This is a genomic window from Pseudomonas boreofloridensis, assembly GCF_030580795.1.
In the GTDB taxonomy this organism is placed as follows: domain Bacteria; phylum Pseudomonadota; class Gammaproteobacteria; order Pseudomonadales; family Pseudomonadaceae; genus Aquipseudomonas; species Aquipseudomonas boreofloridensis.
In genome coordinates this window covers 17,911-43,429 of sequence record NZ_JAUQOQ010000027.1, presented here as the reverse complement: position 1 = coordinate 43,429, position 25,519 = coordinate 17,911, and the positions used below count along the sequence as shown (strand labels likewise).

Sequence of the window (25,519 nt, the reverse complement as noted above, 5' to 3'; positions counted from 1 at the left end):
GTGGAAGGTATGTTTGCCGATGTCGATGCCGATCAGGGTCACGTTGCTCATGATGACGGTCTCCGAAGTAAAAACACCCTACGAAAGCGTACGCCTCGTAGGGTGCCGGGGTGACCATCTCATTAAGGGGGTCGCCGTAAAGGCGAAAAGGTGATTCAGCCTCACCACAGCCACCAGATAATCCCCCCAAACCCAATCCCCCCTCCAATCCCCCAAAAATACCCAAACCCCCCGCCCAATTCAGCTTAAGATGGCCAATCGCGACCACCCCCACCTCAACGCATACAACTATTGAGCCCCAGGGTGGTCGGTATTCAGGGGCCCAGGTGCAAATCACAAGACACCCCCCTTTCAGCCCTCAGGAGCCCACAATGGCAGCACTGCAAGACAGCACGTTGAATGCGATGGAAACCCACCAGCAGCAACTGCTCGAGGGTTGGCTCAAGGCCCTGCAAGCCACGGGCGCTACCCGCAATATCAAGGAACAGGAACTCACCCAGGAAGCCCAGGAGTTTCTCCAGATCCTGACCCTGACCACCCGTGCCAAGCATGGGGCCGATGTCTACGCTGCCGGCTGGGAAGAGGTCCGCCGTTTCCTCGATCGCCTCTCGGCCAGCCGCGCCCGTCTCGGACACGACTCGCACCAGACCACCTTCTTCATCTTCGCCCTCAAATCGCCCCTGTTCGGCCTGCTGCAATCGGTCTACGCCGATCAGCCGCAACTGCTCGCCGAGCAGCTCTGGGAAATCTCCGGGCTGCTCGACACGCTCGGCATGTACACCATGCGCGTCTACCAGAAAACCCGCGAAGAAGTGATCAAGCGCCAGCAGGAAGAGCTGCTCGAGCTGTCTACTCCGGTCGTCAAGCTGTGGGACGGTGTGCTGGCCCTGCCGCTGATCGGCACCCTGGACTCCCAACGCAGCCAGACCGTCATGGAGTCGCTGTTGCAGCGCATCGTCGACACCGGCTCGGAGATCGCCATCATCGACATCACCGGCGTGCCGACTGTCGATACCCTGGTTGCCCAGCATCTGCTCAAGACCGTCACCGCCATCCGCCTCATGGGCGCGGACTGCATCATCAGCGGCGTGCGCCCGCAGATCGCGCAGACCATCGTGCACCTGGGCCTGGATCTGGGCACCTTGACCACCAAGGCCAACCTCGCCGATGCCCTGCAACTGGCCCTCTCGCGCCTGGGCGTGAGCCTGGTCGGGCGCGGCTGACACTATGGAGCGCATCCCGATTCTCCAGATGGGCGAGTTCCTGCTGGTGACCATCCAGGTCGACATGCATGACCAGCTCGCCCTGCGCCTGCAGGACGATCTCACCGACCGTATCAGCCGCACCTCCGCGCGCGGCGTGCTCATCGACATTTCCGCGCTGGACATGGTCGACTCCTTCATCGGCCGCATGATCGCGCAGATCGCCAGTCTGTCGGGGCTGATGGACGCGCAGACCATGGTGGTTGGCATGCAGCCGGCCGTGGCCATCACCCTGGTCGAGCTCGGCTTGAGTTTGCCGGGGGTCAGCACGGCGCTGAATGTCGAGCGCGGCATGCAGGTGCTGCGTCAGCGGACCCAGCGCTCATGAACGTGCGCGACAGCGGCAGCCATCCGGTGCGTATCGAGCAAGACGTGGTGCTGGCCCGGCAACTGGTGCGCAAGCTGGCCAGCGAATGCGGCATGCGCCTGGTCGACTTGACCAAGCTGGTGACCGCCGTCAGCGAGCTGGCGCGCAATACCGTGGTTTACGGCGGGGGCGGCGACATGGATTGGCAGGTGCTGGACGACGGCGCCCGCGTGGGCGTGCGCGTGCTGTTTCGCGATGAAGGCCCGGGCATCGCCGACCTCGGTCTGGCGCTCACCGACGGTTGGACCTCCGGCAACGGCCTGGGTCTGGGCCTGACCGGTGCGCGTCGGTTGGTCGACGAGTTCGAGCTGGATACGGCGGTGGGTGAGGGCACACGGGTGACGATCACGCGATGGACATGAACCTGCGCGGTAGTCTCACCCAGCTCATCGTCATCGATGACCCCAGCCACGTCGGCCACGCCCGGCGTCAGGTGCGCGAACTGGCCCAGCGCCATGCACTGGCCGAGGTTGATGGCGAGCGCGCGGCGCTGCTGGCCACCGAGCTGGCCAGCAACATCATCAAGCATGCCGAGCGCGGGGCCTTGCACCTGCGCGCCTGGCCGCACGCCGAAGGGGCGGTGCTGGAACTGCTGGCCATCGATCGCGCCCAGGGGTTTGATCGCGCCGCGTGCCTGACCGACGGCTTCTCCACCAGTGGCACCCAGGGGATCGGTCTGGGCGCCATCGAGCGCCTGGCCGACACGTTCGACCTGTACAGCGATGCGCGTGGCACGGCGCTGCTGGCCCGCGTGCACGGCCCACGCCAGGACCGTCGCGATCTGCGTATCGGCGTGTGCCAGCACACCCTGCCAGGCGAGACGGTGTGCGGCGACGGCTGGTACGTGGCCAAGCAGGAGGGTCACTTGAGCGTGCTGATGATCGACGGCCTCGGCCATGGCGAGCACGCGCGTACGGCAGCGGACGCGGGCGAGACGGCCTTTGCTCAGGCGCCCTACGACGCGCCGGCGCGGGTGGTCGAGCGTTTGCATGGCGCCATGGGGTCGACGCGCGGCGGGGCGGTGGCCGTGATCCAGCATGACGCCGCACTCGAGCGCCTGACGTTCGCCGGCATCGGCAATATCGGCGGCGTGCTGCTGGGGGGCGAGCGCGCCCGTGGACTGGCCTCGATGCCTGGCATCGTCGGCGGGCAATACCGCAAGGTACAGGTGTTCGACTACCCTCAGGTGAACGACAACCTGTTGATTCTCTACAGCGATGGCCTGCAGTCCAGGTGGGACCTGAAGGACTATCCAGGCCTGGCCTACCGTCATCCCGCCCTGGTGGCGGCGGTGCTGCACCGTGATTTCTGCCGTGGCCGCGACGATGTAACGATCATGGTCATCGACCTGGAGGGCGTTCATGCCTGAACAGCTTCACCCCGACCGCCCCGAACAAGGCGCTGCCATCGCCCGATTGCAGGCGGAGAACCACGCCCTGCGTGCGGAACTGGAAGAGACCAACCAAGGCGTCTTGGCGCTCTACGCCGAATTGGACACCCAGGCCGAGCAACTGCGCGAGGCCTCGGACCTCAAGAGTCGCTTCCTGTCGTACATGAGCCATGAGTTTCGCACCCCGCTGGGGTCGATCCTGAGCATCACCAGCCTGCTCAGCGACGAACTCGACGGCCCACTGTCGCCCGAGCAGCACAAGCAGGTGGCGTTCATCAGCATGGCCTCGCGCGAGCTGTCGGACATGGTCGACGACCTGTTGGACCTGGCCAAGATCGAGGCCGGACGCATCACCATCTCGCCGGCCTGGTTCGACATGCTCGACCTGTTCTCGGCCTTGCGCGGCATGTTCCGGCCCATCGTCGAAGGCTCGGCGGTGGACCTGATCTTCGAAGAGCCGGCAGGGTTGCCACAGCTGTACACCGACGACAAGAAGCTGGCGCAGATTCTGCGTAACTTCATTTCCAACGCCCTGAAGTTCACTCTTCGTGGCGAAGTGCGCGTCTGCGCGCGCCTGGAGGGCAATGATCGGGTGCGCTTCTCGGTCAGCGATACCGGCATCGGTATCGCCGCCGATCTGCACGATGTGCTGTTCGAAGATTTCAACCAGATCGACTCGCCGCTGCAGAAACGTCTGCGTGGCACCGGGCTGGGCCTGTCGCTGTGCAAGCGGTTCGCCGAACTGCTGGGCGGTGAGGTGGGCATGGAGAGTTCGCCGGGCGTCGGATCCTCGTTCTTCGTCACCATTCCACTGGCCCTGGCGCAGGGGGATGCCGATGCGTGCTGAGACCCGCTTGCTCATCGTCGATGACAACTATGCCACCCGCTATGCCTTGCGCCGTCGCTTGGCGTTGCACGGCTATCAGGTACTGGAGGCTGCCACCGGCGGCGAGGGCCTGGCGCTGATCGCCAGTGAGGCCATCGATGCGCTGATCCTGGACGTCAACCTGCCGGACATGAGCGGTTTCGACATCGTCCGGCTGCTGCGCAAGGATCCGGCCACGGTTTTGTTGCCGGTGATTCATGTGTCGGCGGCGTCGATCCACAGCGGCGACATCATCACCGGCCTGGACGCCGGTGCCGATGCGTATCTGGTGCATCCGGTGGACCCAGACGTGCTCCTGGCCACCCTGCGTACGCTGCTGCGTGTGCGCGATGCCGAGCAGGCCCTGCGGCACAGCGAAGCGCGCTTTCGCGAGATCTTCAACAACGTGTCGGCACCGATCGCGGTGCTCGATTGCCAGTTGGGCGTGGCCGAATGCAACGAGGCGTTCGTGCGCCTGACCCAGGACAACCAAGACCGGCGCCAGTTGCGCGAGTGCTTTGCGCCCGGCCAGGAGGCAGCCATCGCTAACCTCTGCCAGCACCTGGTCGAAGGCGAGCGTTGGCGTGGCACCTTGCTGATGAGCGTCGAGGGCCAGTTGCGCGAGACCGAGTGGCAGTTGTCGCCTTACCAGGCGCCTGGCCTGTGCCTGGTCTTCGTCGAGGACATCACCGAACACCGGCACCGCGAGCGTTCGCACCTGGAGCGCCTGGACGCCACCACCCTGCAACTGGCGGAGAAGGTCGCCGAACATGCGCGCACCGAAGCACAGTTGCTGCAACTGCAGAAGATGGACGCGCTAGGTAGTCTCACAGGCGGCATCGCCCATGACTTCAACAACCTGCTGACCGGCATCATCACCAGCCTGGAGCTAATCCGCAAACGGATCGCCGACGGTCGCCCGGAGCGGGTGCCGATCTATGCCGAAGCCGCGTTGAACTCGGCCATGAGCGGGGCGGCGCTGACCCACCGGTTGCTGGCGTTCGCCCGCCAGCAGCCGCTCGACACCCGGCCGGTGGATGTCAACGCCCACGTACGGTCGTTGGAGGAGTTGCTCAACCGCACCATCGGCGAGCGCGTGACGCTCAGGCTGCAGTTGTCGAACAAGCCGGCCACCGCGCTGGTCGACCCGGTGCAGTTGGAAAGTGCGGTGCTCAACCTGGTGATCAACGCCCGCGACGCCTTGCCGCGTGGCGGACAGATCTGGATCACCACCAGTTCGGTGTGGTCGCACGGCGACCCCAACCTGCTGGACGGCCCGTACCTGGCGATCAGCGTGCGCGATGACGGCCAGGGCATCGACCCCAGTGTGCTGGACAAGGTATTCGACCCGTTCTTCACCACCAAGCCACTGGGGCAGGGCACAGGGCTGGGCCTGTCGACCATTTATGGTTTCGCCCGTCAGTCCGGTGGTCACGTCCATCTCGACAGCGTGGTCGGTCATGGCACCGAAGTACGCCTGATGCTACCGGCCACGGACGACCTGGCCATCGACGTCGAGCCGCCGCAGCAGCCCGAGCTGCGCGGCAGCGGTGAGCACCTGCTGATCGTCGACGATGTCGCCGCAGTGCGCATGCCGCTGGCCGAAGCGCTGGCCGATGCCGGTTATCGCTGCACCACGGTGGCCGGGGTCGAGCAGGCACTGGAGCTGCTGCGTGGCCAGACCCCGTTCGACCTGCTGTTGACCGATGTCGGCCTGCCGGTGCTCAGCGGTCGGGAACTGGCCGACCTGGCCCGCGAGGTGCGCCCTGAACTGCCGGTGCTGTTCATGACCGGTTATGCCGAAACTGCCCAGGACCGCCAGTCGTTCCTGGCGCCGCGCATGGATTTGCTGATCAAACCGTTCAAGATCGGTGATCTGCTCGAGCGAGTGGGGCGCTTGTTGGTCGAGGAGGGCTAGACGCTACGCGGCGGGCTGGCGCGTCCGTGCGCCGAGGTGGAATTAGAAGCTGTATTTGGCGGTGAGCATCAGGTTGCGTGGATCGCCGAAGTTGTCGCCGCCGTAGTCCACCGACTTGGAGATCGACGAGTAGTAGCGGCGGTCGAAGACGTTGTTGGCGTTGAGCTGCAGGTCGAGGTGGCGATTGACCTGGTAGCCGGCCATCAGGTCGGTGACCGCGTAGCTGCCCTGCTGTAGGCGATAGGTGCTGCCGTTGACCGGGATGTCGTTGTACATCCGGCTTTGCCAGGTGACGCCGCCGCCCACGCGCAGCTTGTCCAGCGGACCTTGGAAGCGGTAGGTGGTGAACAGCTTGAACTGATGCTCGGGCGTGTCGGAGTTTAGCGGTTTGTTGACGGCGGCCGGGTTGTTGTCGTCCTTGATCGTGTGCACGCGGGCGTAGGTATAGCCGGTGCCGAGCTGCCACTGGTCGGTGAGGGCGCCCTGCAGCTCGAAGTCGATACCCTGGCTGCGCACTTCCCCGGAGGCCTGGTAGCAGGTCAGTTGTGGGCAGTTGGCCAGGCTCACTTCGACCTGGCGGTTTTCCTGGTCGATGCGGAACACGGCGAGGCTGGCATTGAGCGCACCGTCGAAGTATTCACCCTTGATACCCACTTCGTAGTTCTTGCCGACGATGGGGATGATCGGCTTGCCGGAGGTGTCCTTGCCGTCCTGCGGGGTGAAGATGTCGGTGTAGCTGGCATACACCGAGTGGTGCTCGTCCAGCTCGTAGATAAGCCCGCCGTAACGGGTGACGTTGCGGGTGACCTTGTAGTCGCCGTCGTTGCTGCCGCGCTTGTCGTAGTCGTACCAGTCCAGACGTCCGCCGAGGATAAGCGTGAGCGGGTCGGCCAGGCTCAGGCGGGTGGTGGCGTAGACGCCTTCCTGATTGATCTGGTAGCGATTGTTGCTGGTATGGACGAAGTCCGGCTTGCCGCCGTTGAGCGGGTAGTTGGGGTCATACGGGCTGTAGTCGCGCTCATCCATGTCGTAGATGCGCTTGGCCGCGCCGAGCACCAGTTCGTGCTCGCGTCCCAGCAGCTCGAATGGGCCACTGGCGAAGGCGTCCAGACCTAGCTGGTTCTCGTCGTGGGCAGACTGGTAGACGGTACGCTGCAACGCCTTGTCCGCCCGCCAGCGTGATTGGTAGGAGCCTCGGAACAGCGCGTTCTGTTCGCTGTAGTTGGCGTTGACCTGCAGTTTCCAATCATTGGCCAGTTGATGCCGCACCTCGGCGAACAGCGTGTTGATTTCCTGGTCCTTGTCTTCCCAGTCGCTGCCTGGGTTGTATGAGCGCGACAGGCGTTGGTGATGACCATTGAGGTCGGTGGGGATCGAGCCCCAGAACACGTTGGTCTTGTCCTTCTGGTGCGAGAAGCCCAGGGTCAGGGTGGTGTCATCGCTCAGGTCGGCTTCGCTGACGGCGTAGAACAGGCCATGGTTCTCCTGCTGGCCATCACGGAAGCCATTGCTGTCCTGCCAGGAGGTCACCACGCGCCCGCGGAGGGTGCCGCTGTCGTTGAGCGGGCTGGAAGCGTCCAGTTCGCCACGGTAGTTGTCCCAGGTGCCGGCAGCGCCGGTGAGGGTCACGGCCTGGCCAGGTAGCGGGCGCTTGCGCACCAGGTTGATGGCGGCCGAGGGTGTACCGGCGCCGGTGACCAGCCCGGTGGCGCCGCGCACCACCTCGACACGGTCGAACATGGCCAGGTTGGGCTGAGCGCCGACCACCCAGCCGCTGTAGGCGCTGGGGATGCCGTCGTACATCAGGTTGTCGACATCGAAGCCACGGGCGGTGTAGGTCTGCCGACCGGGGCCGCTGGACTGGTTGAGGAACAGGCCCGGCGTGTAGCGGGCCACGTCGTTGATGCTGGTCATGTTCTGGTCGTCCATGCGCTGGCGCGTGACCACGGTCACGGCCTGTGGCGTCTCGCGCAGGCTCAGGGGCAGCTTGGTAGCGGTTTCCATGGCACCGGTGGTGTACGACGTGGTGCCTTCGGTGGTGCTGCCCAGGCGGTTGTCGCTGATTTCGGTGGCGCCGAGTTCCAGAACACCGGCGGTAGGGGCGTCTTCGGCCATGGCATTGGCCAGCGGTGTGGTGCACAGGGCGAGGGCCAGCAGGTTGGGCGCGAAGCGGCGGGGCGGGGCAGCGGGGATCATGCCGGAGTTGTCCTTATTGCGAGTACGTATGAGAACGATTAGCAATAAGTGTGTCAGGATTTGTCGTGGTGCGGAAGCGGTGAGGGTATCGATTTCGACGAATTTTTCACAACTGCCCAACGGTCCGGTCGGTGGGCATAAAGATCCCGGTAGTGGCGCAAAGCCGTTAGACTCGCCGACCTGATGACTATTTCGAGGTGGCTGTGACGCTGCAGCAGGGGTTCGTCCTGACCCGCCATTGGCACGACACGCCCGAGGGCACCTGCGTGGAGTTCTGGCTGGCCACCGACCAGGGGCCGCGCCGAGTGCGTCTGGCGCCGCAGACCTCGGTGGCCTTCGTGCCGGCCGAGCAGGCCGCCCATGCTCGCGCGCTGCTGGCCGACGAGCCGGGCGCGCAGTTGCGCCCGCTGCAGTTGCGCGACTTTCAGCAGCGTCCGGTCATGGGCCTGTATTGCCAACAGCACCGGCAGTTGATGGCGTTGGAGCGACGCCTGCGCGAGGCCGGCGTCGAGGTCTTCGAAGCCGATATCCGCCCACCGGAACGCTACCTGATGGAGCGCTTCATCACCGCGCCGGTGCTGTTCGGTGGCCACGACGACGGTCAAGGCACGCTGGAGCACGCCCAACTCAAACCGCATCCGCACTATCGGCCACGGCTGCGGCTGATATCGCTGGACATCGAGACCACCGAGCGCGGCGAGCTCTACAGCATCGGCCTGCACGGTTGCGGGCAGCGCGTGGTGTACATGCTCGGCCCGCCCAATGGCGACGCACAGTCGGTGGACTTCGAGCTGCACTACTGCGACGACCGCGCCGCGTTGCTCGACTGCCTCAACCAGTGGTTGGCTCACCATGACCCGGACGCGATCATCGGCTGGAACGTCATCCAGTTCGACCTGCGCGTGCTCCACGAGCATGCCCAGCGTTTGAAGGTGCCGTTGTACCTGGGCCGTGACGGTGCGCCCATGACCTTGCGCGAGCATGGCAGCCGCACCCACTTCTTCGCCGACGCGCCCGGCCGCTTGCTGATCGATGGCGTCGAGGCGCTGCGCTCGGCGACCTGGAGTTTTCCGTCGTTCAGCCTGGAGAACGTCGCCCAGACCTTGCTCGGTGAGGGCAAGGCGATTTCCACACCGTACCAGCGCATGGACGAAATCAACCGTATGTTCGCCGAGGACAAGCCGGCGCTGGCGCGCTACAACCTCAAGGACTGCGAGCTGGTCACGGCGATCTTCGAGCACACCCGGCTGCTGGACTTTCTGCTCGAGCGTGCTTCGGTCACAGGTCTGCCGGCCGACCGCAGCGGCGGCTCGGTGGCGGCGTTCGGTCATCTGTACATCCCGGCCATGCACCGCCAGGGTTTCGTCGCGCCGAACCTGGGCGAGCGCGACGGCGAGGCCAGTCCGGGCGGATTCGTCATGGATTCGCGACCCGGGCTGTACGAGTCGGTGCTGGTGCTGGACTACAAGAGTCTCTATCCGTCGATCATCCGCACCTTTCTGATCGATCCGGTGGGCTTGATCGAGGGCCTGCGCGAGCCGGATGAGTTGCATTCGGTGGAAGGCTTTCGAGGGGCGCGGTTTTCCCGTACCCGACACTGCCTGCCCGCCATCGTCGAGCGGGTCTGGCAGGGCCGCGAGGCGGCCAAGCAGGTGGGCAACGCGCCGCTGTCCCAGGCGCTGAAAATCATCATGAATGCGTTCTACGGGGTATTGGGCTCCAGCGGTTGCCGCTTTTTCGACCCGCGCCTGGCGTCGTCGATCACCTTGCGCGGGCACCAGATCATGCGCCAGACCCGGGCACTGATCGAGGCGCAAGGGTTGGAGGTGATCTATGGCGATACCGACTCGACGTTCGTCTGGCTCAAGGGTGCCCATGGCGAGGAGGCGGCGGCGCAGATCGGCCGCGCCCTGGTGGCGCAGGTCAACCAGTGGTGGCGCGAGCACTTGAGCACTGAGATGGGGCTAGACAGCGCGCTGGAGCTGCAGTTCGAGACGCATTACCGGCGGTTTCTGATGCCCACCATCCGTGGCACGGAGGAGGGTAGCAAGAAGCGCTATGCCGGTCTGGTGCAGCGTGGCGAGGGGCACGACGAGGTGGTGTACAAGGGACTGGAATCGGTGCGCACCGACTGGTCGCCGTTGGCGCGGTTGTTTCAGCAGGAGCTGTATGGGCGGATCTTTCGCGATCAGCCGTATCGCGAGTATGTGCGCGAGTTCGTGGGGCGTACGTTGGCGGGGGAGCTGGATGAGTTGCTGGTGTATCGCAAGCGGTTGCGCCGGCCTTTGAGCGACTATCAGCACAACGTACCGCCGCATGTGCGGGCGGCGCGGTTGGCTGATGAGTACAACCGGCGGGTTGGGCGGCCTTTGCAGTATCAGCGGGGGGGATGGATCAGTTACGTCATGACCGTGGCGGGGCCGGAGCCTTTGGAGGAGCGGCGCTCGCCTGTGGATCATGAGCATTATCTGAGTCGGCAGTTGCAGCCGGTGGCGGATGCGATCTTGCCATTTGTGGGGGATGATTTTGCGGGGTTGACGGGGCGGCAGCTTTTGCTTTTTTGACGGTGATTTGGGGGGATATTTTTTGGGGGGGATATCCGGATTCTGAGGTGATGCTTGGTCACCTTTTCGCCCTTACGGCGACCCCCTTTTTTTCTTGGAAAAAAGGGGGGCAAAAACCGCCTGCTCCCGAATCCGGCCCCTTCGCTGCGCTGCGGGGTTCCCTCGCGCCGGTGGCACTCCGGGGGTACCGCGCTTAGGGGCCATCCATGGCCCCAAGCGCTTGACGGGCATCCATGCCCGTCAACCCCCTCCATGCCACCTCTGCTCGGCCTCCTGAGGTCGCGATGGGCGGCGTCTGAACTGACGCGCGCTTAGAAGCAGGGCGGTGGGGCAGATTTATCCGAGCGCTGCGCGATTAAACCGCCGTTGCCGTTGCCGTTGCCGTTGATCTTAGTGCGCGGTAGCTCAAACACCGCCAACCGCGACCTCAGGAGGCCGAGCAGAGGCGTTGCGCAGGGAGGTGACGGGCATGGATGCCCGTCAAGCGCTTGGGACCAGGAGGGTCCCTAAGCGCGGTCCTCCCGGAGCGACGCCGGCGCGAGGGAACCCCTGCGCGCAGCGCAGGGGCCGTATGCGGGAGCAAGCGGTTTTTGCCCCCCTTTTTTCCAAGAAAAAAAGGGGGTCGCCGTAAGGGCGAAAAGGTGAATCAGCCTCACCACAGCCAACGGATAAGCCCCCAAATCAAAACCGCCCCCAAAAAAACCAGATCACCCCAAAACCCCACCCCCCCGAAAAACCCGAGCCTCCTCCACCAGCCAATCATGCACCGCCCGTGCCCCCGGCTGAGTCAACCCCCCAGGCGGATACAACAGCACGTACCGCTTGTGATTAGGAATGGCCACCCCAAACGGCACGATCAACGCCCCCCGCTCAAGCTCATCGTTGAGCAACGTGCGCCTGGCAATCGCCACCCCAATCCCGGCAATCGCCGCCTCGATGGTGAGATGGTTGCGATTGAAGGTATGCCCCCGCCGCACATCCAGTCCCCCGGCCCCAATCCCCTCAAGATAGAACTCCCACTCCGCATATTCCGAACTGCCCCGCCAAGCGGTGATGTCATGCAGCAACGGATAGTGCACCAGGTCCGCCGGACCGTGCAGCGGCGGACGACCGCGCAGCAGGCTTGGCGAGCACACTGGAAAGATCTGCTCGTCCAGCAACGGCGTCGAGAGCATGCCTGGGTAGCTGCCGTCATTGAGGTCGATGGCCAGGTCGAAGTCGCCTTCGTTCAGCGCCTGCTTACTGTCCTCGGCCACCAAGCGCAGTTCGATGTCCGGATAACGCTGCTGGAAGCGCGGCAGGCGCGGCGTGAGCCATTTGGCCAAGAATGAGGGAATCGAGCGCAAGCGCAGGGTGCCACGGATCTCGCCTGCGTCCAGGCGCAACAGTTCGGCCTCGATGCTGCCATAGGCTTCGGCAACCGTCAGCGCCAGTCGCTGACCTTCAGCGGTCAGCTCCACCCCCCGGGCGCGCCGCAGGAACAGCGCAAACCCCAAGCGCTCCTCGAGCTGGCGCATCTGCTGGCTCACCGCGCCGGGCGTGATATGCAGCTCTTCGGCGCATCGGGTGAACGACAAGTGCCGGGCTGCGCAGGCAAACACGTGGAGCCAGACGAACACCTGACCATTCAATTGGCCTTTCATCGTTTAGTCCTGCTAATGGCTTGTGTAGAAAGTTTCGTTGGTCATGCTGCGACTCGCGCGTCAGTATTACTCATGCAAGCGATTCTCACCAATTACCCGCGAGGACTGGGCGGTGCCGACTATGGGCGCACCGGCTAGATATTAGTATGGCTATCAGCGTTTTCGACCTCTTCAAGATCGGCATCGGCCCGTCCAGCTCCCACACCGTGGGGCCAATGCGCGCTGCTGCGACCTTCGCTCAGCACCTGCGCGAAGCGGGTCTGCTGGCCCAGGTGACGCGGGTCGAAGTGCGTCTGTATGGCTCGTTGTCGGCCACCGGCGTGGGTCATGCCACCGACCGCGCCTGTTTGCTTGGGTTGATGGGCCAATGGCCGGACCGGATCGATCCGCACAGCATCGAGCCGCGTATCGAGCAATTGCTGCAGGAGCAGTGCTTGATCCTCGATGGCACGCATCCCATACCCTTCGACTACCCGCGCGATATGCGCCTGCTCGACGAGAACCTCGCCTACCACCCCAATGCCATGAGCCTGGAGGCCCAGGGCGAGGCGGGCAGCCTGTTGACCGAGACCTACTACTCCGTCGGTGGCGGATTCATCGTCGAGCAGCGCGAGATCGACGCACCGGCCTGCGCCGAGGGCGAGGTCACGCTGCCCTATGAGTTTTCCTCCGGCGCCGAACTGCTGGCGCTGTGCAAGACCCACGGCCTGAGCGTCAGCCAGCTGATGATGGCCAATGAGCGTGCCTGGCGCAGTGACGAAGACATTCGCGCAGGTCTGCTGGCCATCTGGGCGGCCATGCGTGAGTGCGTGGAAAACGGCCTGCGCAACGAAGGCATCCTGCCGGGCGGCCTGAAGGTCAAGCGCCGGGCTGCGCGACTGCATCGAAGCTTGCAGGAACTGGGCAAGCCCAACGTGATCGGCTCCACGCTCAGTGCCATGGAGTGGGTGAACCTGTTCGCCCTGGCGGTCAACGAAGAGAACGCCGCGGGCGGGCGCATGGTCACTGCACCGACCAATGGTGCTGCCGGAATCATCCCTGCGGTGCTGCACTACTACATGAAATTCAACCCCACCGTCTGCGATGACGACGTGGTGACTTTCCTGCTGGCCGCCGCTGCAGTCGGCATCCTGTGCAAGAAGAACGCATCGATCTCCGGGGCGGAAGTCGGCTGCCAGGGTGAGGTCGGCTCGGCCTGCTCGATGGCGGCCGCAGGCTTGGCCGAGGTGCTCGGCGCCACGCCACCGCAGCTGGAAAACGCTGCCGAGATCGCCCTGGAACACAACCTCGGCCTGACCTGCGACCCGGTCGGCGGCCTGGTCCAAGTGCCGTGCATCGAGCGCAATGCCATCGCCGCGGTGAAGGCCATCAACGCCGTGCAGATGGCGCTGCGTGGCGATGGCGAGCACTTCATCTCCCTCGACAGGGTCATCCGCACCATGCGCGACACCGGGGCTGATATGCACGCCAACTACAAGGAAACCTCGCGTGGTGGATTGGCGGTGGCGTTCGTCGAGTGTTGAGGGCACTCATGGCCAGCGCCTGAGCAACCTCGTGTGAATCACCCCAACCGCTCCCGCATCCGATACCACAACATGCCCAACGCCAGCAGCGGTGAGCGCAGGGCCTTGCCGCCGGGGAAGGTCAGGTGCGGCACGGCGCTGAAGATGTCCAGGCCGGTGCTGTGACCAGTGGCGATGGCTTCGGCCAGCAGGCGCGCGGTCCAGTGGGTGACGTTCAGACCATGGCCTGAATAGCCCTGGGCGTAGTAGACGTTCGGCTGCTGTCGCAGCCTGCCGACTTGGGGAAAGCGGTTGGCGGTGATGCCGATCATGCCGCCCCATTGGAAGTCCAGGCGCACATCGGCCAACTGCGGGAACACCTTGAGCACCTTCGGACGCATGTAGGCGGCGATGTCCTGCGGATCGCGGCCTGAATAGTGACAGGCGCCGCCGAACAGCAGGCGCCGGTCCGCGGTGAGGCGGTAGTAGTCCAGGCCGACCTTCTGGTCGCACAGCGCCATATTCTGCGGGATCAGGCTGCGCGCCCGTGCCTCGGACAGTGGTTCGGTGGCCACCACGTAGCTGCCGGCTGGCAGCACCTTGCCGCTGAGCCGCGGTTCCAGCTCATCCAGATGCGCATTGCACCCCAGCACCAGACGCCCGGCCCGCACCGTCCCCCCGGAACAGTGCAGGGTGACGGTGTCGCCGTGCTCGATCCGCTGCACCGGACTCTGCTCGAACACCCTTACCCCCAGGGTGCTGGCCGCACGCGCCTCGCCTTGGACCAGGTCAAGCGGATGCAGATGGCCAGAGCCCATGTCCACCAGACCGCCCGCATACTGGTCGCTGGCGACGATCTCGTGGATATCCTGCGGGCCGATCAGGCGGGTTTCGTGGGCGTATTCCAAGTCGGCGAGGTCGCGCAGTTCGTCGTCGAACGCGGCGAACTGCGCTGGGGTATTGGCCAGCTCGCAGAAGCCCCAGCGCAGGTCGCACTCGATGCCATAGCGGGCGATGCGCTCGGCCACCAGCGTCACCGAGTCCAAGCCTGCCTGCTTGAGATAGCGCACACCGTCCTGGCCAACATGCCGGGCGAAACCCGACACGTCGTGACCGATGCCACGAATCAATTGCCCGCCATTGCGTCCGCTGGCGCCCCAGCCGATGCGGCGGGCTTCGAGCAGGATCACCGAGAGACCGCGCTCGGCCAGCTCCAGTGCGGTGTTGACGCCGGTCAGACCGCCACCGACCACGCACACGTCCGCGTGCAGATCGCCCTGGAGCGTGGGGTAGTGGGTTTTGGCCCGGGCGGTGGCCGCGTAGTAGGAAGCAGTGTGTTCGGTTTGAGGGGGCATCGGCGACACTCGAAATCAGCGGTTGGACTTGATCTTGCTCCAGGAACGGGTCATGAGCCGCATGATTGGCGGACTCTGCATGCTGGACACGTACAAACGATCCAGCACCTCCTGGGGCGGGTAGATCTCGGGGTTGTCGACCAGCGACTTGTCCATGAACGCCTTGGCCTGCGGATTGGCGTTGGCATAGCCGACGGTGGTGCTCACCTTGGCGATCACCTGCGGGTCGAGCAGGTAGTTGATGAAGGCCAGGGCCTGCTCCGGGTTGCTGGCGTCCTTGGGAATGGCCAGCAGGTCGAACCACAGGTTGCTGCCTTCCTTGGGAATGCTGTAGGCGATCTTCACCCCGTTATGGGCTTCCTCGGCACGGTGGGCAGCCTGGAACACGTCGCCGGAGTAGCCGAAGGCCACGCAGACATCGCCATTGGCCAGGTCCGAAACGTACTTGGAGGAATGGAAGTAGGTGATGTAGGGCCGCAACTGCAGCAAGCGCGCCTCGGCCTTGGCGAAGTCCTTGGGGTTTTCGCTACGCGGGTTCATGCCCAGGTAGTTGAGGACCGCTGGGAAGAGTTCGTCGGGCGAGTCCATGAACGCCACGCCGCACTGCTTGAGCTTCTTCAGGTTCTCGGGCTCGAACAGCACCGCCCAGGAATCGATCTTGTCGATGCCCAGCACGGCCTTGACCTTGTCCACGTTGTAGCCGATGCCATTGGTGCCCCACAGGTAAGGCACCGCATAGCGGTTGCCCGGATCGTTCTGCTCCAGTTGCTTGAGCAGCTTCGGGTCCAGGTGCTTCCAGTTCGGCAGCTTGCTGCGGTCCAGCGGCAGGAAGGCCCCGGCCTGGGCTTGGCGGGCGAGGAAGTGGTTCGATGGCACCACCACGTCGTACCCGGTGCGTCCGGCCAGCAGTTTGCCTTCGAGGGTCTCGTTGGAGTCGAACACGTCATAGACCACCTTGATGCCGGTGCTGGCTTGGAAGTCGGCCAGGGTGGTGTCACCGATATAGTCGGTCCAGTTGTAGACGCTGACCGTCGGCTCGGCCTGGGCCGCCGCACCGAACAGCAAGGCGAAGGCGGTAGGAATCAGGGTTTGCAGATGACGCATGTCGACACCTCTTGTTATTCGAATGGAGGAGAGCGCGGGATCTGCCGGCTCAAACGCTCAGCAGCAGGAACTCCCGCTCCCAGGAACTGATCACCCGCTTGAAGTTTTCGTGCTCGGCGCGCTTGACCGCCACGTAGCCCTGCACGAACTGGCGACCCAGGTACTGTTCCAGCACCTGGCAGTCCTCCATGTGCTGCAACGCGTCCTCGATGGTGATCGGCAGGCGCAGGTTGCGCCGCTCGTAGGCGCGACCCTGCACCGGCGCGCTCGGGGCGATGCGTTCGACCATGCCCAGGTAGCCGCACAGCAAGCTGGCGGCGATGGCCAGGTAGGGGTTGGCGTCAGCGCCTGGGAGGCGGTTCTCCACCCGCATCGCCTCGGGACTGGAGGTGGGTACGCGCAGGCCGGCGGTGCGGTTTTCCTCGCCCCACTCGACGTTCACCGGGGCCGAGGTGTCCGGCAGGAAGCGGCGGAACGAATTGACGTTGGGCGCGAACATCGGCAACACCTGGGGGATGTACTTCTGCAGCCCGCCGATGTGGTGCAGGAACAGCTCGCTCATGCTGCCATCTTCGTTGGCGAACACCGGCTTGCCGGTGGCGATGTCGACCACGCTCTGGTGCAGGTGCATGGCACTGCCCGGCTCGTCGGTGATCGGCTTGGCCATGAAGGTGGCGGTGACGTTGTGCTTGAGGGCAGCCTCGCGCATGGTGCGTTTGAACACGGTGATCTGGTCGGCCAGGTCCAGCGCATCGCCGTGACGGAAGTTGATTTCCATCTGCGCCGGGCCGTCCTCGTGGATCAGCGTGTCCAGGTCCAGGCACTGGATTTCGCACCAGTCGTAGACATCCTCGAACAGCGGGTCGAATTCGTTGGCGGCATCGATGGAGAACGACTGCCGACCGCTCTCGGCGCGGCCTGAGCGTCCCACGGGCACCTGCAAGGGCAAGTCCGGGTCTTCGCAGCGCTGGGTCAGGTAGAACTCCATTTCCGGCGCCACGATCGGCTGCCAGCCCTTGTCGGCGTACAGTTTGAGCACCTTCTTCAAGACGTTGCGCGGCGACAGCTCGATGGGGTTGCCGTGTTTATCGAAGGTGTCGTGGATGACGATGGCGGTCGGCTCGATCGCCCAGGGAATCTGAAACACCGCCGTAGGGTCCGGGCGACAGATCATGTCGATGTCGGCCGGGTCGAGCAGGGCGTAGTAGAGGTCGTCGTCGACGAAGTCGCCGGTGACCGTCTGCAACAGCACACTTTCAGGCAGGCGCATGCCGCGTTCGTTGAGGAACTTGTTGGTCGGCGCGATCTTGCCACGGGCGATGCCGGTCAGGTCGCTGACCACACATTCCACTTCGGTGATGCGGTGTTCTTTCAGCCAGGCGGACAGCTGATCGAAAGGGGCGTTCATACAGACCTCTTGGTTGGGTTTTGGTGGTGGGTGCGGACTTGCCTGTGCAGTGGAACGCCGAACGTCCATCGCCAAGCCCCTTCCCACGGGGCACGCTGGGGACTATCTTGGGCGCAGCCCGTCAGGGCGATCTATCCGTTTTGTTCGTCAGAAAATGCACCATAAGAGTGCAAGAAGGACGCCGCGTGAACAGGCAACCCGCCTTGCAGGTCCAGGCTTACAGCACCTCCGATGTCGGTGAGCAAGTGCGCGCCACTCCTGGATGGCAGCAGCACTATCGGCAGATGTCGCCCGGGCATTTCAGCGGCCAGTTGCGCTGCCTGGCGCTCGAGGGCGTGGAGGTCTACGAAGAATCGCTCAACACCCGCGTCGAGCAGTTCTTTCGCGCGCCGCCCGGCTCGCTGACCTTCTGTTTCGACCAGGTCGAGCACAGCCTCTACCTGCTCAACGAACACAGCCGCAACCTGTGGATCACGCCGGAGAACTACCGTGAGGTCGCCGTGGTGTTCGACCAGGCCTTCCTGCACCGGCATGGTCTGGACCTCGAGCATCTGCAGGGCTTGTTCATGGTGCCGCTGGGCAGTGGACAGAACGCCCTGTTCGGCCGCTGGCTCAGCACCACGCTGACCCGCCTCACCCAGGCCGACTGTCCCGTGCAAGGGCAGGCGCTGGCCGAGCAACTGCTCGAAGACTGCCTGTTCATCCTCGACAGCGCCTGCCAACGGCTGCAGGGCCCGGCGCAGGATCAACGCGAGCAGGCGCGGGCGATCATGCAACGGGTCGGCGACTGGGCAGCCGACTGTCCCGAAGAAACCCTCAATTTACTGGGGTTGGCGCAGGTGGCGGGGGTGTCGCTGCGTCAGTTGCAGCACGCTTTCAAAGCGTTCACGGGCATGCCGCCGGCGCAGTGGCTGCGCTTGCGCCGTCTCAACGGCGCGCGCCGGGACCTGCTGCGACCGGACGCGGGAGACGTGACGGTGGCAGAGGTGGCGATGCGCTGGTCCTTCTGGCACCTGGGGCGGTTTTCCGAAAGTTATCGCCAGTTGTTCAAGGAACTGCCGAGCCAGACGCTACGCCGGCGGCGCTGAGCCCGTCACAGCGTCCCGATCAACCGTCCGATTGCTCTCCAGGCGGCACCTGGCCGTCCGGCCATTCTGGCGCCTGCGGCTCGGTCTCCGGCACGGGTACTTCATCTCCGGGATTGTGCGGAATCGGATCGACGTAAGGGTCGAGCGGGTGCTCGGGGGTCGGTTGATGGAGCGTTGCCATGGTGCACCTCCTGGGTGGGTGTCATCGGTTAGGGCCATGCTCGCGGCGCGACGTTCATTCCAATTGACCCAGGTGCGCACGGAACGCCTCGCGCCGGTCCATACTCCAAGCTGCGTCCATCACCCACCCGGAGAGCTCGACGATGTTCACCAGCCTGCTGACCTTCCTGGTCACTCTGGCCGCCATGGAAGGCGTGGCGTACTTCGCCCACAAGCATGTGATGCATGGCTTCGGTTGGGGCTGGCACCGCTCGCACCACGAGCCGCGCACGGGCTGGTTCGAGAAGAACGACCTGTACGCGGTCGTGTTCGCCGTGCTGGCCATCGTGCTGATCGCCCTGGGCACAGGCGGGTGGTATCCGTTGCAGTGGATCGGCGCGGGCATGACCGCCTATGGCGTACTGTATTTCGTCGCCCATGACGGCCTGGTGCACCACCGCTGGCCGCTGCGTATCGTCCCGCGGCGTGGCTACGCCAAGCGCCTGTATCAGGCTCACTTGATGCATCACGCCGTCAAAGGCCGCGAGGGCTGCGTGTCGTTCGGCTTTCTCTATGCCCCGCCTATCGCGCGGCTGCGCGAGCAACTGCGGGCGCGTCAGGGCGGGCCGTTGAAGCGTCCCGCCGCGGACGCTGCCACAGCCCCGGATCGCGTGGTCGATCGCGCCGCCAGCGAGCGCTGAGCGCCAGCCACAGGCCTGAGGCCACCGCCAGCAGTTTTTCCGCCTTGCCGGTCGAGCAGCGCACGTCCCAGGCGTGGCGGCCACGGGCGCGTACCTTCAAGCCGATGCCGCGGTAGACCCGCGCCGCCGTGGCCACGGCCCAGGCCGAGCGCCAGGGCAGGGCGGCGAGCCCGGCTTCGGCGCTGGCGTAGTAAGGTTCGGCTGCCGCGATCAAGTCACCGGCGATACACGCCAACGCCTCGCGCTGCTCGGACGCGGCGACCTGACCTGGGACGATGCCCCGGGCCTGCAACCAATCTTCGGGCAGGTAACAGCGCTGCACCCCGGCGTCCTCGACGATATCGCGGGCGATGTTGGTCAGTTGCATGGCCAGGCCCAGGTCGCAGGCGCGATCGAGGACAGCAGCCTCGCGCACGCCCATCACCCGGGCCATCATCAGGCCCACCACCCCGGCCACGTGATAGCAGTAGCCGAGCAGGTCGTCGAGGCTGCGGTAGCGCTGGCCGCGCACGTCCTGATCGAAACCTTCGAGCAGGTCGAAGGGCTCGTGCGGGTCGAAGCCATGGCGCCGCGCCACGTCCCGCAAGGCGGCGAAGGCTGGGTCGTGCAATTCACCGGCCGACAAGGCGACATCGGTCTGGCGGCGCAGCTCTGCCAGGCGCCGCTGGGCTTCCTCGACCGCGATCACCACCGCGCCATGGCCGGCTTCCTGGCCGTCGATGACGTCGTCGCAATGCCGACACCAGGCATACAGCAGCACGGCACTGCGCCGGGTGTGCGGGTCGAACAGGCGCGAGGCCGTGGCGAAGCTCTTCGAACCGACGGCGATGCTGCGCTCGGCGTGGGCCAGCAGCTCGTCATGACTCATCGCTGCAGGTCCTCGAGCATCAACTGCGCCGTCGCCTTGGCCGACGCCACCACACCGGGCACGCCCGCACCGGGGTGCGTGCCGGCGCCCACCAGGTACAGGTTGCTCAACTGCGCATCGCGGTTGTGCGGACGGAACCACGCGCTTTGGGTGAGCACCGGCTCCAGCGAGAAGGCCGAACCCAGGTGAGCGCCCAAGGTGTCGCGGAAGTCTTCGGGGGTGAAGATGCGACAGGTCACCAAATCCTCGCGCAGGCCGGGGATGTAGTGCCGTTCGAGATAGTCGAGGATGCGATCGCGGTAGCGCGGGCCTTGCACCTGCCAATCGATGTCGGCATTGCCCAGATGCGGCACCGGCGCCAGCACGTAGTGCGCCGAGCAGCCGGGCGGCGCCAGGCTCGGGTCGGTGGCGCAGGGCGCGTGCAGGTACAACGAGAAGTCGTCGGCCAAGGTGTCGCCGTTGAAGATTTCCTGGATCAGCTCGCGGTAGCGCGGACCGAAGCACACGGTGTGGTGACGCAACTGTGGTTGCGCGCGCTTGAGGCCGAAGTGGATGACGAACAGCGAATTGCTGAAGCGCTTGCCGGCCAATTGGCGGCCATGCTGTTGGCCACGTGGGTGACCGGCCAGCAGATCCTTGTAGGTGTGCACCACGTCGGCATTGGAGGCCACACAGTCGGCCTGGAACTGGCGGCCGTCACGGGTGGTGACGCCGGTGAGCCGGTCACCCTGGGTCTGTAACGTCGCGACCTCGGCATTGAGGGCCAAGGTGCCGCCCAGGTCCTCGAACAGCCGGGCCATGCCTTGCACCAGCGCGCCCGTGCCGCCGCGGGGAAACCACACGCCCCATTCACGTTCCAGGGCGTGGATCAGGCTGTAGATCGACGAGGTCGCGAACGGGTTGCCACCCACCAGCAGCGCGTGGAAGGAAAACGCCTGGCGCAGCTTGGGGTGGCGAATGTACTGCGCCACCTTGCTGTACACGCTGCGCCACGCCTGCAGGCGGGCCAACTGCGGACCGGCCTGGAGCATATCGCGAAACGACAGGAACGGCACCGCGCCAAGCTTGATGTAGCCCGCGTCGAGCACCTGCCGGGAATAGGCGAGAAAGCGTCGATAGCCGTCCACGTCGGCCGGCTCCAGGGCATGGATACGCCGCTCCAGGTCGTCCTGGTCGTTGCCATAATCCAAAGAGGTGCCGTCTTCCCAGCACAATCGGTAGAACGGGCTGACCGGCAGCATGTCGACGTAGTCGGCCATCTGCCGTCCGGCGCCGGTGAACAGCGCTTCCAGGGCGCCCGGATCGGTGATCACGGTGGGCCCGGCGTCGAAGGTGAACCCTTGGTCGTGGTAGACGTAAGCCCGTCCACCTGGCTTGTCGCGTCGCTCCAGCAGCGTGGTGCGCACGCCGGCGCTTTGCAGGCGAATCGCCAGGGCCAGCCCGCCGATGCCTGCGCCAATTACCACTGCCGATTTGCCTGGGGTCATCGATTGTCCTTGAAATGCCTGGGTGAAGAGCGAAGCGCCGCCTTGATAGCTGCGGCGACGGGAACGGGTGGCTTGCCGGTGAGGATACGCAGTTGATCGCGCCAGGTGCTGTGACCGGCGTAGAAACGTGCGATCAACGGTGCCGGGAGGCGATGGAAACGCTGCAGCACGCCCCAGCGATCCTGCGGGCGGCCGGCGAGAAACAGCATGCGGTTGAGCAGTCGGTAGAAGCCCTGGCGCTGGCCGTGACGGTGCACGTACTGACCCAGCGCCGTCGCCAGTTGGGCGCTGTCATCCAGCGGCTGGGTCGCCAGCCAGTCGGCCAGGCGCACGGCGTCCGGCAGCGAGTAGCCAGTGGTGCTGTGGAACAGTCCGGCGCGCAGGCCGGAGCAGGGCAGGCCGCCGGCCTCGCGCCAGGCGCCAGGCAGGTCCTCGGCGAGGGTGATCGGCAGCACGCCCTGTTCCTCGCGCAGGCAGGCCGCCACCGACCAGCCTTGCTGGTGCACGTACTCGGCGATGTGCTGGCGCAGGGTGTCGGCGGACGGCGCGGCGTCATCGACGTAGTGGGTGTCCTCCACCAGCACGGTGTCGTCGCTGAACGGCAGCAGGTAGACGAACCGGTAGCCCTGACCCTGGGTGACCCGTGCGTCCATCAACACGGGGATCTGCAGGCCATGCGGGCGGTCCAGGCGCAGCAGTTGACCGACGAAAGCCTGATACCCGAGCACCCGGTGCGCACTGGGTCGAGCGCCACGGCCATCGATCATCACACGCGCCTCCAGTCGCCTGCCATCGTCCAGCAGCACGTGATCAGCGGCCACGCTGGCCACCGCACAGCCGGTGCGCAGGCTCAGGCCCAGCGCTGGGGTCAGCACCTCGGCGAAGCGCTCGCTGTCGAGGCTGGCGTAGCCACAGGGCAAGTTGCGCGAGAAGGCCGGGAAGTGCACCTGATAGGCCGGCCAGCGCTTGACCACCAGCGGCTCGATCCAGCGTTGCTGCGCGGCGCTGAGGTCGGCGTCATGGAATGACCAGGTGTGATTGCCGCCCAGGCGTTGGGCCTGTTCCAGACACAGGATGTTGAGTTCCGGGCGCAGCGTGCGCAGGCGCCAGGCGATCAAACCGTTGGCCAAGCCGCCGCCGGCGAGAATCAGATCGAAGCGCACGTTGCCTCCTCGTTCAGGACCGCGCGGCCGCTGGCCAGCGCCTGTTCGATCAACTGTGCCCCGCGTTGTGCGCCGTCCAAGGCTGCTGAGTCCTCGGCCAGCGACCTGAAGCGGCCCGCTGGCGCCTGGAGCAGTTCATTCAAGGCTTGGGCGATCCGCGCACGGCTGGCCCGGTGCGGCAGACGCAGGCCGAAACGATGATGCTCGACCCTCGCGGCCACGCCCGGTTGGTCGAAGGCGATCGGCAGCACCAGTTGCGGGGTGCCGGCCACGGCAGCGTCGAGCACAGTGTTCAGGCCGCCGTGGCTGATCACCACATCGGCGCGCCGCACCGCCCACTGCTGAGGGGCGAAATCGGTGACGAAGGTTGCGCCGCGGGCCTGCAAACGAGCCTGCTGCTGGGCATCGAGTCCGCCGCAATGGGCGAGCAGCAGTTGGACCTCGAGGTGCTGACAGGCGCTGGCGATGCGCTCGAACAGGTCGAAGCGATGCCCTTGCAGGGTGCCGAGGCTGGCGAACACCAGCGGCCGTTCGGCGCTGATCGGCCAGGTGCCGGGCGCCTCGCGCGTGGTGCGGCGCAGCGGTCCGAGGGCATGTGCATGGGCGGGCCAGTGCTGGCGTGGGAAGTCCAAGCCAGCGGGCATTTGACTCAGTTGCAGCAATGGCGAGAGAAAGGCATGCAATTGGCCTCTGGGCGCCAGCCCATGGTGCCGGCAAGCGCGCATCAATACCTTCGACAGCGGTGTCATCAGCCCGTCATGCACGCGCTCGCTGCCGGCTTGCAGGCGCAGCGCGCGGGCATCCGTACCCGCTGCGAAGGGGACGACCGGCAAGGGTATTCCCGCTTCGCGATTCACCGGCAACGCGCAGGCCACCGACACGCTCGGCAGATGCAGCGCCTCGGCGATCAGTGCACCCGCAGGGGCCATCTGGTCGCAGATCAACGCGTCGACCTGATGTTTGCGCAAGGCGTCCGGCAGGTGCTCGCACAGCAACGCGCTGTTGTCGGCCATCTGCCGAATCAGCCGGTACAGGTGCCAGGGATTGCCTGTGCGTCCGGCCAGGCGCAGAGCCTGGGCGACATCCGCCTCGCCACGCGCCTGCGGGCCTAAGCCGACGAAGCCGATGCCTGGGTCATCGAGCCAACCGGCGACGCCGTGCTGCTGCATGAAGGTGACCTGATGGCCGCGTTCGACCAACGCCAGACCCAGTGCCTGCAAGGCGCTGAAGTGGCTGGGGTAGGTCGGCGCAACGACGGCGAAGTGGCTCATATCGGCAGCGGCGCCTGAGTCAGCAGCCGTGCTCGGCGCAACTGCGCCAGGTCGGCCGAGCCGGTGCAGAAGCAGGCGATGCGCAACTGGCGGATCAGCACGTGGAAGTGCTCGACCACCGCTTCACTGGAGCGGGTGGCCGCCTCCAGCACCCCTGCGGCCTGGCCGACCAGGTCGGCGCCGAGACGAATGGCCTTGGCCGCATCGATGCCGTCGCGAACACCCCCGGAGGCGATCAGTCCCACGCCGGGCAACGCCCGACGCACGCTCAGCACCGCCTGGGCGGTGGGTATACCCCAGTCGGCGAAGGCCAGCGCGACGGCGCGGTCGGCCGGGCTGGCGGCACGCGCAGCCTCCACTGCGGCCCAACGGGTGCCGCCGACACCCGCCACGTCGATGACACTGACGCCCGCTTCGACCAGTTGGCGCGCCACCGTCGGCGAGATGCCGCTGCCCACTTCCTTGGCGATCAGCGGCACCGGCAGCGCCTTGGCCAGCGCTTCGATGCGCCCCAGCACGCCACGCCAGTCGCGGTCGCCTTCGGCCTGCACCGCTTCCTGCAAGGGGTTCAGGTGCACGATCAGGGCGTCGGCCTGCACGCTATCCACCGCCCGCTGCGCCAGTTCCAGGCCATCGACTTCGCGCAATTGCGCCGCACCGAGGTTGGCCAGCAGCAGGATGTCCGGCGCCAGGCGCCGCAATTCAGCCGTCAGGCCCTGGTCATTGCCGCTGCGCAGGCCCACGCGCTGGGAGCCGACGCCCATGGCGATGCCCAGCGCCTGGGCGGCTTCTGCCAGGTGCCGGTTGATGGCCTCGGCGCGGTCGGCGCCGCCGGTCATGGAACTGATCAGCAGCGGTGCGCGCAACGCCTTGCCCAACAGGTGGGTACTCAGGTCGATGGCGTCCAGGTCCAGCTCCGGCAGGGCACAGTGTTCGAAGCGCAGCGCCGACCAACCGGCGCCATCATCGCCCGGGTTTCCGGCAGCAGAGGCCAGGACGATGTCCAAGTGATCGTTCTTGCGTTGACTGAGCATGTTTTCGTTCATGCCGGCTCCCTAGCATGGAATCATCTGCGCACAGGTGAGGTCTGTGCTGAAGCGAGCTATACAACATAGAGGGCTGTGTATAGCTAAGCTGAAAAAACTGCACAGCATCAGGCAACGGCACCTGCCAGTCGTTCCTTTTCACCGCGGCCTGTGTGCCGCCTG

At 65.4% G+C, this 25,519-nt stretch carries 21 protein-coding genes; 10 read left to right on the top strand and 11 right to left on the bottom strand.

Annotation, left to right across the window (positions count from 1 at the left end):
• The first annotated feature begins 371 nt into the window (after window positions 1–371).
• The 6 genes from Q6A47_RS21705 to Q6A47_RS21680 are packed head-to-tail and all read left to right on the top strand — an operon-like array spanning window position 372 to window position 5,802.
• A complete protein-coding gene (locus Q6A47_RS21705) occupies window positions 372–1,223 on the top strand; it encodes an STAS domain-containing protein (RefSeq protein ID WP_304485348.1) in 852 nt (283 codons plus the stop codon).
• Window positions 1,224–1,227: 4 nt separating this feature from the next.
• The gene (locus tag Q6A47_RS21700) at window positions 1,228–1,590 is read left to right on the top strand and encodes an STAS domain-containing protein (RefSeq protein WP_304485347.1); all 363 of its coding nucleotides are present in this window, start codon (window positions 1,228–1,230) and stop codon (window positions 1,588–1,590) included.
• Window positions 1,587–1,991, top strand: a complete 405-nt coding sequence (locus tag Q6A47_RS21695; protein ID WP_039577327.1) for an anti-sigma regulatory factor — start codon at window positions 1,587–1,589, stop codon at window positions 1,989–1,991. The genes Q6A47_RS21700 and Q6A47_RS21695 overlap by 4 nt, the downstream gene beginning before the upstream one ends.
• A complete protein-coding gene (locus Q6A47_RS21690) occupies window positions 1,988–2,998 on the top strand; it encodes an ATP-binding protein (protein ID WP_304485349.1) in 1,011 nt (336 codons plus the stop codon). The genes Q6A47_RS21695 and Q6A47_RS21690 overlap by 4 nt, the downstream gene beginning before the upstream one ends.
• Window positions 2,991–3,866, top strand: a complete 876-nt coding sequence (locus tag Q6A47_RS21685; RefSeq protein ID WP_304485346.1) for a sensor histidine kinase — start codon at window positions 2,991–2,993, stop codon at window positions 3,864–3,866. The genes Q6A47_RS21690 and Q6A47_RS21685 overlap by 8 nt, the downstream gene beginning before the upstream one ends.
• Entirely contained in the window at window positions 3,856–5,802 is a 1,947-nt protein-coding gene (locus Q6A47_RS21680) for a PAS domain-containing hybrid sensor histidine kinase/response regulator (RefSeq protein WP_039583138.1), read from the top strand. Before Q6A47_RS21685 ends, Q6A47_RS21680 begins: the two co-directional genes overlap by 11 nt.
• A 42-nt stretch (window positions 5,803–5,844) precedes the next feature.
• Here Q6A47_RS21680 and Q6A47_RS21675 read toward each other — a convergent pair whose 3' ends face one another.
• Window positions 5,845–7,998: a TonB-dependent siderophore receptor gene (locus tag Q6A47_RS21675; RefSeq protein ID WP_304485345.1), complete on the bottom strand. Its 2,154-nt coding sequence runs from the start codon at window positions 7,996–7,998 to the stop codon at window positions 5,845–5,847.
• 203 nt (window positions 7,999–8,201) lie between these two features.
• Between Q6A47_RS21675 and Q6A47_RS21670 the strand changes: the two genes are divergently transcribed.
• A complete protein-coding gene (locus Q6A47_RS21670; protein ID WP_304485344.1) occupies window positions 8,202–10,562 on the top strand; it encodes a DNA polymerase II in 2,361 nt (786 codons plus the stop codon).
• Between the two features lie 707 nt (window positions 10,563–11,269).
• Here Q6A47_RS21670 and Q6A47_RS21665 read toward each other — a convergent pair.
• Window positions 11,270–12,205, bottom strand: a complete 936-nt coding sequence (locus tag Q6A47_RS21665; RefSeq protein WP_116888088.1) for a LysR substrate-binding domain-containing protein — start codon at window positions 12,203–12,205, stop codon at window positions 11,270–11,272.
• A gap of 146 nt (window positions 12,206–12,351) precedes the next feature.
• Between Q6A47_RS21665 and Q6A47_RS21660 the strand changes: the two genes are divergently transcribed.
• Window positions 12,352–13,728, top strand: a complete 1,377-nt coding sequence (locus Q6A47_RS21660; RefSeq protein WP_304485343.1) for an L-serine ammonia-lyase — start codon at window positions 12,352–12,354, stop codon at window positions 13,726–13,728.
• Window positions 13,729–13,766: 38 nt separating this feature from the next.
• Here the strand turns inward: Q6A47_RS21660 and Q6A47_RS21655 are convergent, their stop codons facing one another.
• Genes Q6A47_RS21655 through Q6A47_RS21645 form a run of 3 tightly spaced genes read right to left on the bottom strand, consistent with a single transcriptional unit; the run spans window position 13,767 to window position 17,574 of the window.
• Entirely contained in the window at window positions 13,767–15,062 is a 1,296-nt protein-coding gene (locus Q6A47_RS21655) for an NAD(P)/FAD-dependent oxidoreductase (protein WP_304485342.1), read from the bottom strand.
• A gap of 15 nt (window positions 15,063–15,077) precedes the next feature.
• The gene (locus Q6A47_RS21650; protein WP_039577337.1) at window positions 15,078–16,166 is read right to left on the bottom strand and encodes a polyamine ABC transporter substrate-binding protein; all 1,089 of its coding nucleotides are present in this window, start codon (window positions 16,164–16,166) and stop codon (window positions 15,078–15,080) included.
• Window positions 16,167–16,215: 49 nt separating this feature from the next.
• On the bottom strand, window positions 16,216–17,574 hold the full coding sequence (locus tag Q6A47_RS21645; protein ID WP_304485341.1) for a glutamine synthetase family protein: 1,359 nt from the start codon (window positions 17,572–17,574) through the stop codon (window positions 16,216–16,218).
• Window positions 17,575–17,759: 185 nt separating this feature from the next.
• Between Q6A47_RS21645 and Q6A47_RS21640 the strand changes: the two genes are divergently transcribed.
• A complete protein-coding gene (locus Q6A47_RS21640) occupies window positions 17,760–18,662 on the top strand; it encodes a helix-turn-helix domain-containing protein (RefSeq protein ID WP_304485340.1) in 903 nt (300 codons plus the stop codon).
• Between the two features lie 19 nt (window positions 18,663–18,681).
• On the opposite strand, the gene Q6A47_RS21635 is transcribed toward Q6A47_RS21640, so the two are convergent.
• Entirely contained in the window at window positions 18,682–18,843 is a 162-nt protein-coding gene (locus Q6A47_RS21635) for a hypothetical protein (RefSeq protein WP_304485339.1), read from the bottom strand.
• A 142-nt stretch (window positions 18,844–18,985) separates the two neighbouring features.
• Here Q6A47_RS21635 and Q6A47_RS21630 point away from each other — a divergent pair, with 142 nt between their 5' ends.
• The gene (locus Q6A47_RS21630) at window positions 18,986–19,522 is read left to right on the top strand and encodes a sterol desaturase family protein (RefSeq protein WP_039577343.1); all 537 of its coding nucleotides are present in this window, start codon (window positions 18,986–18,988) and stop codon (window positions 19,520–19,522) included.
• On the opposite strand, the gene Q6A47_RS21625 is transcribed toward Q6A47_RS21630, so the two are convergent.
• From Q6A47_RS21625 to fni, 5 genes are read right to left on the bottom strand one after another with little or no spacing between them, the layout of a single operon-like run.
• The gene (locus Q6A47_RS21625; protein ID WP_304485338.1) at window positions 19,404–20,390 is read right to left on the bottom strand and encodes a phytoene/squalene synthase family protein; all 987 of its coding nucleotides are present in this window, start codon (window positions 20,388–20,390) and stop codon (window positions 19,404–19,406) included. The genes Q6A47_RS21630 and Q6A47_RS21625 overlap by 119 nt on opposite strands.
• Window positions 20,387–21,877 carry a phytoene desaturase gene (locus Q6A47_RS21620; protein WP_039577344.1) on the bottom strand — a complete coding sequence of 497 codons (1,491 nt, stop codon included), beginning with the start codon at window positions 21,875–21,877 and terminating at the stop codon, window positions 20,387–20,389. The genes Q6A47_RS21625 and Q6A47_RS21620 overlap by 4 nt, the downstream gene beginning before the upstream one ends.
• Window positions 21,874–23,040, bottom strand: a complete 1,167-nt coding sequence (gene crtY, locus Q6A47_RS21615; protein WP_304485337.1) for a lycopene beta-cyclase CrtY — start codon at window positions 23,038–23,040, stop codon at window positions 21,874–21,876. The genes Q6A47_RS21620 and crtY overlap by 4 nt, the downstream gene beginning before the upstream one ends.
• The gene (locus Q6A47_RS21610) at window positions 23,025–24,311 is read right to left on the bottom strand and encodes a glycosyltransferase (RefSeq protein ID WP_304485336.1); all 1,287 of its coding nucleotides are present in this window, start codon (window positions 24,309–24,311) and stop codon (window positions 23,025–23,027) included. The genes crtY and Q6A47_RS21610 overlap by 16 nt, the downstream gene beginning before the upstream one ends.
• Window positions 24,308–25,357, bottom strand: coding sequence for a type 2 isopentenyl-diphosphate Delta-isomerase (gene fni, locus Q6A47_RS21605; RefSeq protein WP_304485335.1), 1,050 nt, complete (start codon window positions 25,355–25,357; stop codon window positions 24,308–24,310). Before fni ends, Q6A47_RS21610 begins: the two co-directional genes overlap by 4 nt.
• Window positions 25,358–25,519 lie beyond the last annotated feature (162 nt).

Bases quoted from the DNA above. Each gene is read 5' to 3' on its own strand.
- Q6A47_RS21705 (WP_304485348.1), top strand. From the start codon at position 372: ATGGCAGCACTGCAAGACAGCACGTTGAATGCGATGGAAACCCACCAG.
- Q6A47_RS21700 (WP_304485347.1), top strand. From the start codon at position 1,228: ATGGAGCGCATCCCGATTCTCCAGATGGGCGAGTTCCTGCTGGTGACC.
- Q6A47_RS21695 (WP_039577327.1), top strand. From the start codon at position 1,587: ATGAACGTGCGCGACAGCGGCAGCCATCCGGTGCGTATCGAGCAAGAC.
- Q6A47_RS21690 (WP_304485349.1), top strand. From the start codon at position 1,988: ATGAACCTGCGCGGTAGTCTCACCCAGCTCATCGTCATCGATGACCCC.
- Q6A47_RS21685 (WP_304485346.1), top strand. From the start codon at position 2,991: ATGCCTGAACAGCTTCACCCCGACCGCCCCGAACAAGGCGCTGCCATC.
- Q6A47_RS21680 (WP_039583138.1), top strand. From the start codon at position 3,856: ATGCGTGCTGAGACCCGCTTGCTCATCGTCGATGACAACTATGCCACC.
- Q6A47_RS21675 (WP_304485345.1), bottom strand. From the start codon at position 7,998: ATGATCCCCGCTGCCCCGCCCCGCCGCTTCGCGCCCAACCTGCTGGCC.
- Q6A47_RS21665 (WP_116888088.1), bottom strand. From the start codon at position 12,205: ATGAAAGGCCAATTGAATGGTCAGGTGTTCGTCTGGCTCCACGTGTTT.
- Q6A47_RS21660 (WP_304485343.1), top strand. From the start codon at position 12,352: ATGGCTATCAGCGTTTTCGACCTCTTCAAGATCGGCATCGGCCCGTCC.
- Q6A47_RS21655 (WP_304485342.1), bottom strand. From the start codon at position 15,062: ATGCCCCCTCAAACCGAACACACTGCTTCCTACTACGCGGCCACCGCC.
- Q6A47_RS21650 (WP_039577337.1), bottom strand. From the start codon at position 16,166: ATGCGTCATCTGCAAACCCTGATTCCTACCGCCTTCGCCTTGCTGTTC.
- Q6A47_RS21645 (WP_304485341.1), bottom strand. From the start codon at position 17,574: ATGAACGCCCCTTTCGATCAGCTGTCCGCCTGGCTGAAAGAACACCGC.
- Q6A47_RS21635 (WP_304485339.1), bottom strand. From the start codon at position 18,843: ATGGCAACGCTCCATCAACCGACCCCCGAGCACCCGCTCGACCCTTAC.
- Q6A47_RS21630 (WP_039577343.1), top strand. From the start codon at position 18,986: ATGTTCACCAGCCTGCTGACCTTCCTGGTCACTCTGGCCGCCATGGAA.
- Q6A47_RS21625 (WP_304485338.1), bottom strand. From the start codon at position 20,390: ATGAGTCATGACGAGCTGCTGGCCCACGCCGAGCGCAGCATCGCCGTC.
- Q6A47_RS21620 (WP_039577344.1), bottom strand. From the start codon at position 21,877: ATGACCCCAGGCAAATCGGCAGTGGTAATTGGCGCAGGCATCGGCGGG.
- Q6A47_RS21610 (WP_304485336.1), bottom strand. From the start codon at position 24,311: ATGAGCCACTTCGCCGTCGTTGCGCCGACCTACCCCAGCCACTTCAGC.
- fni (WP_304485335.1), bottom strand. From the start codon at position 25,357: ATGAACGAAAACATGCTCAGTCAACGCAAGAACGATCACTTGGACATC.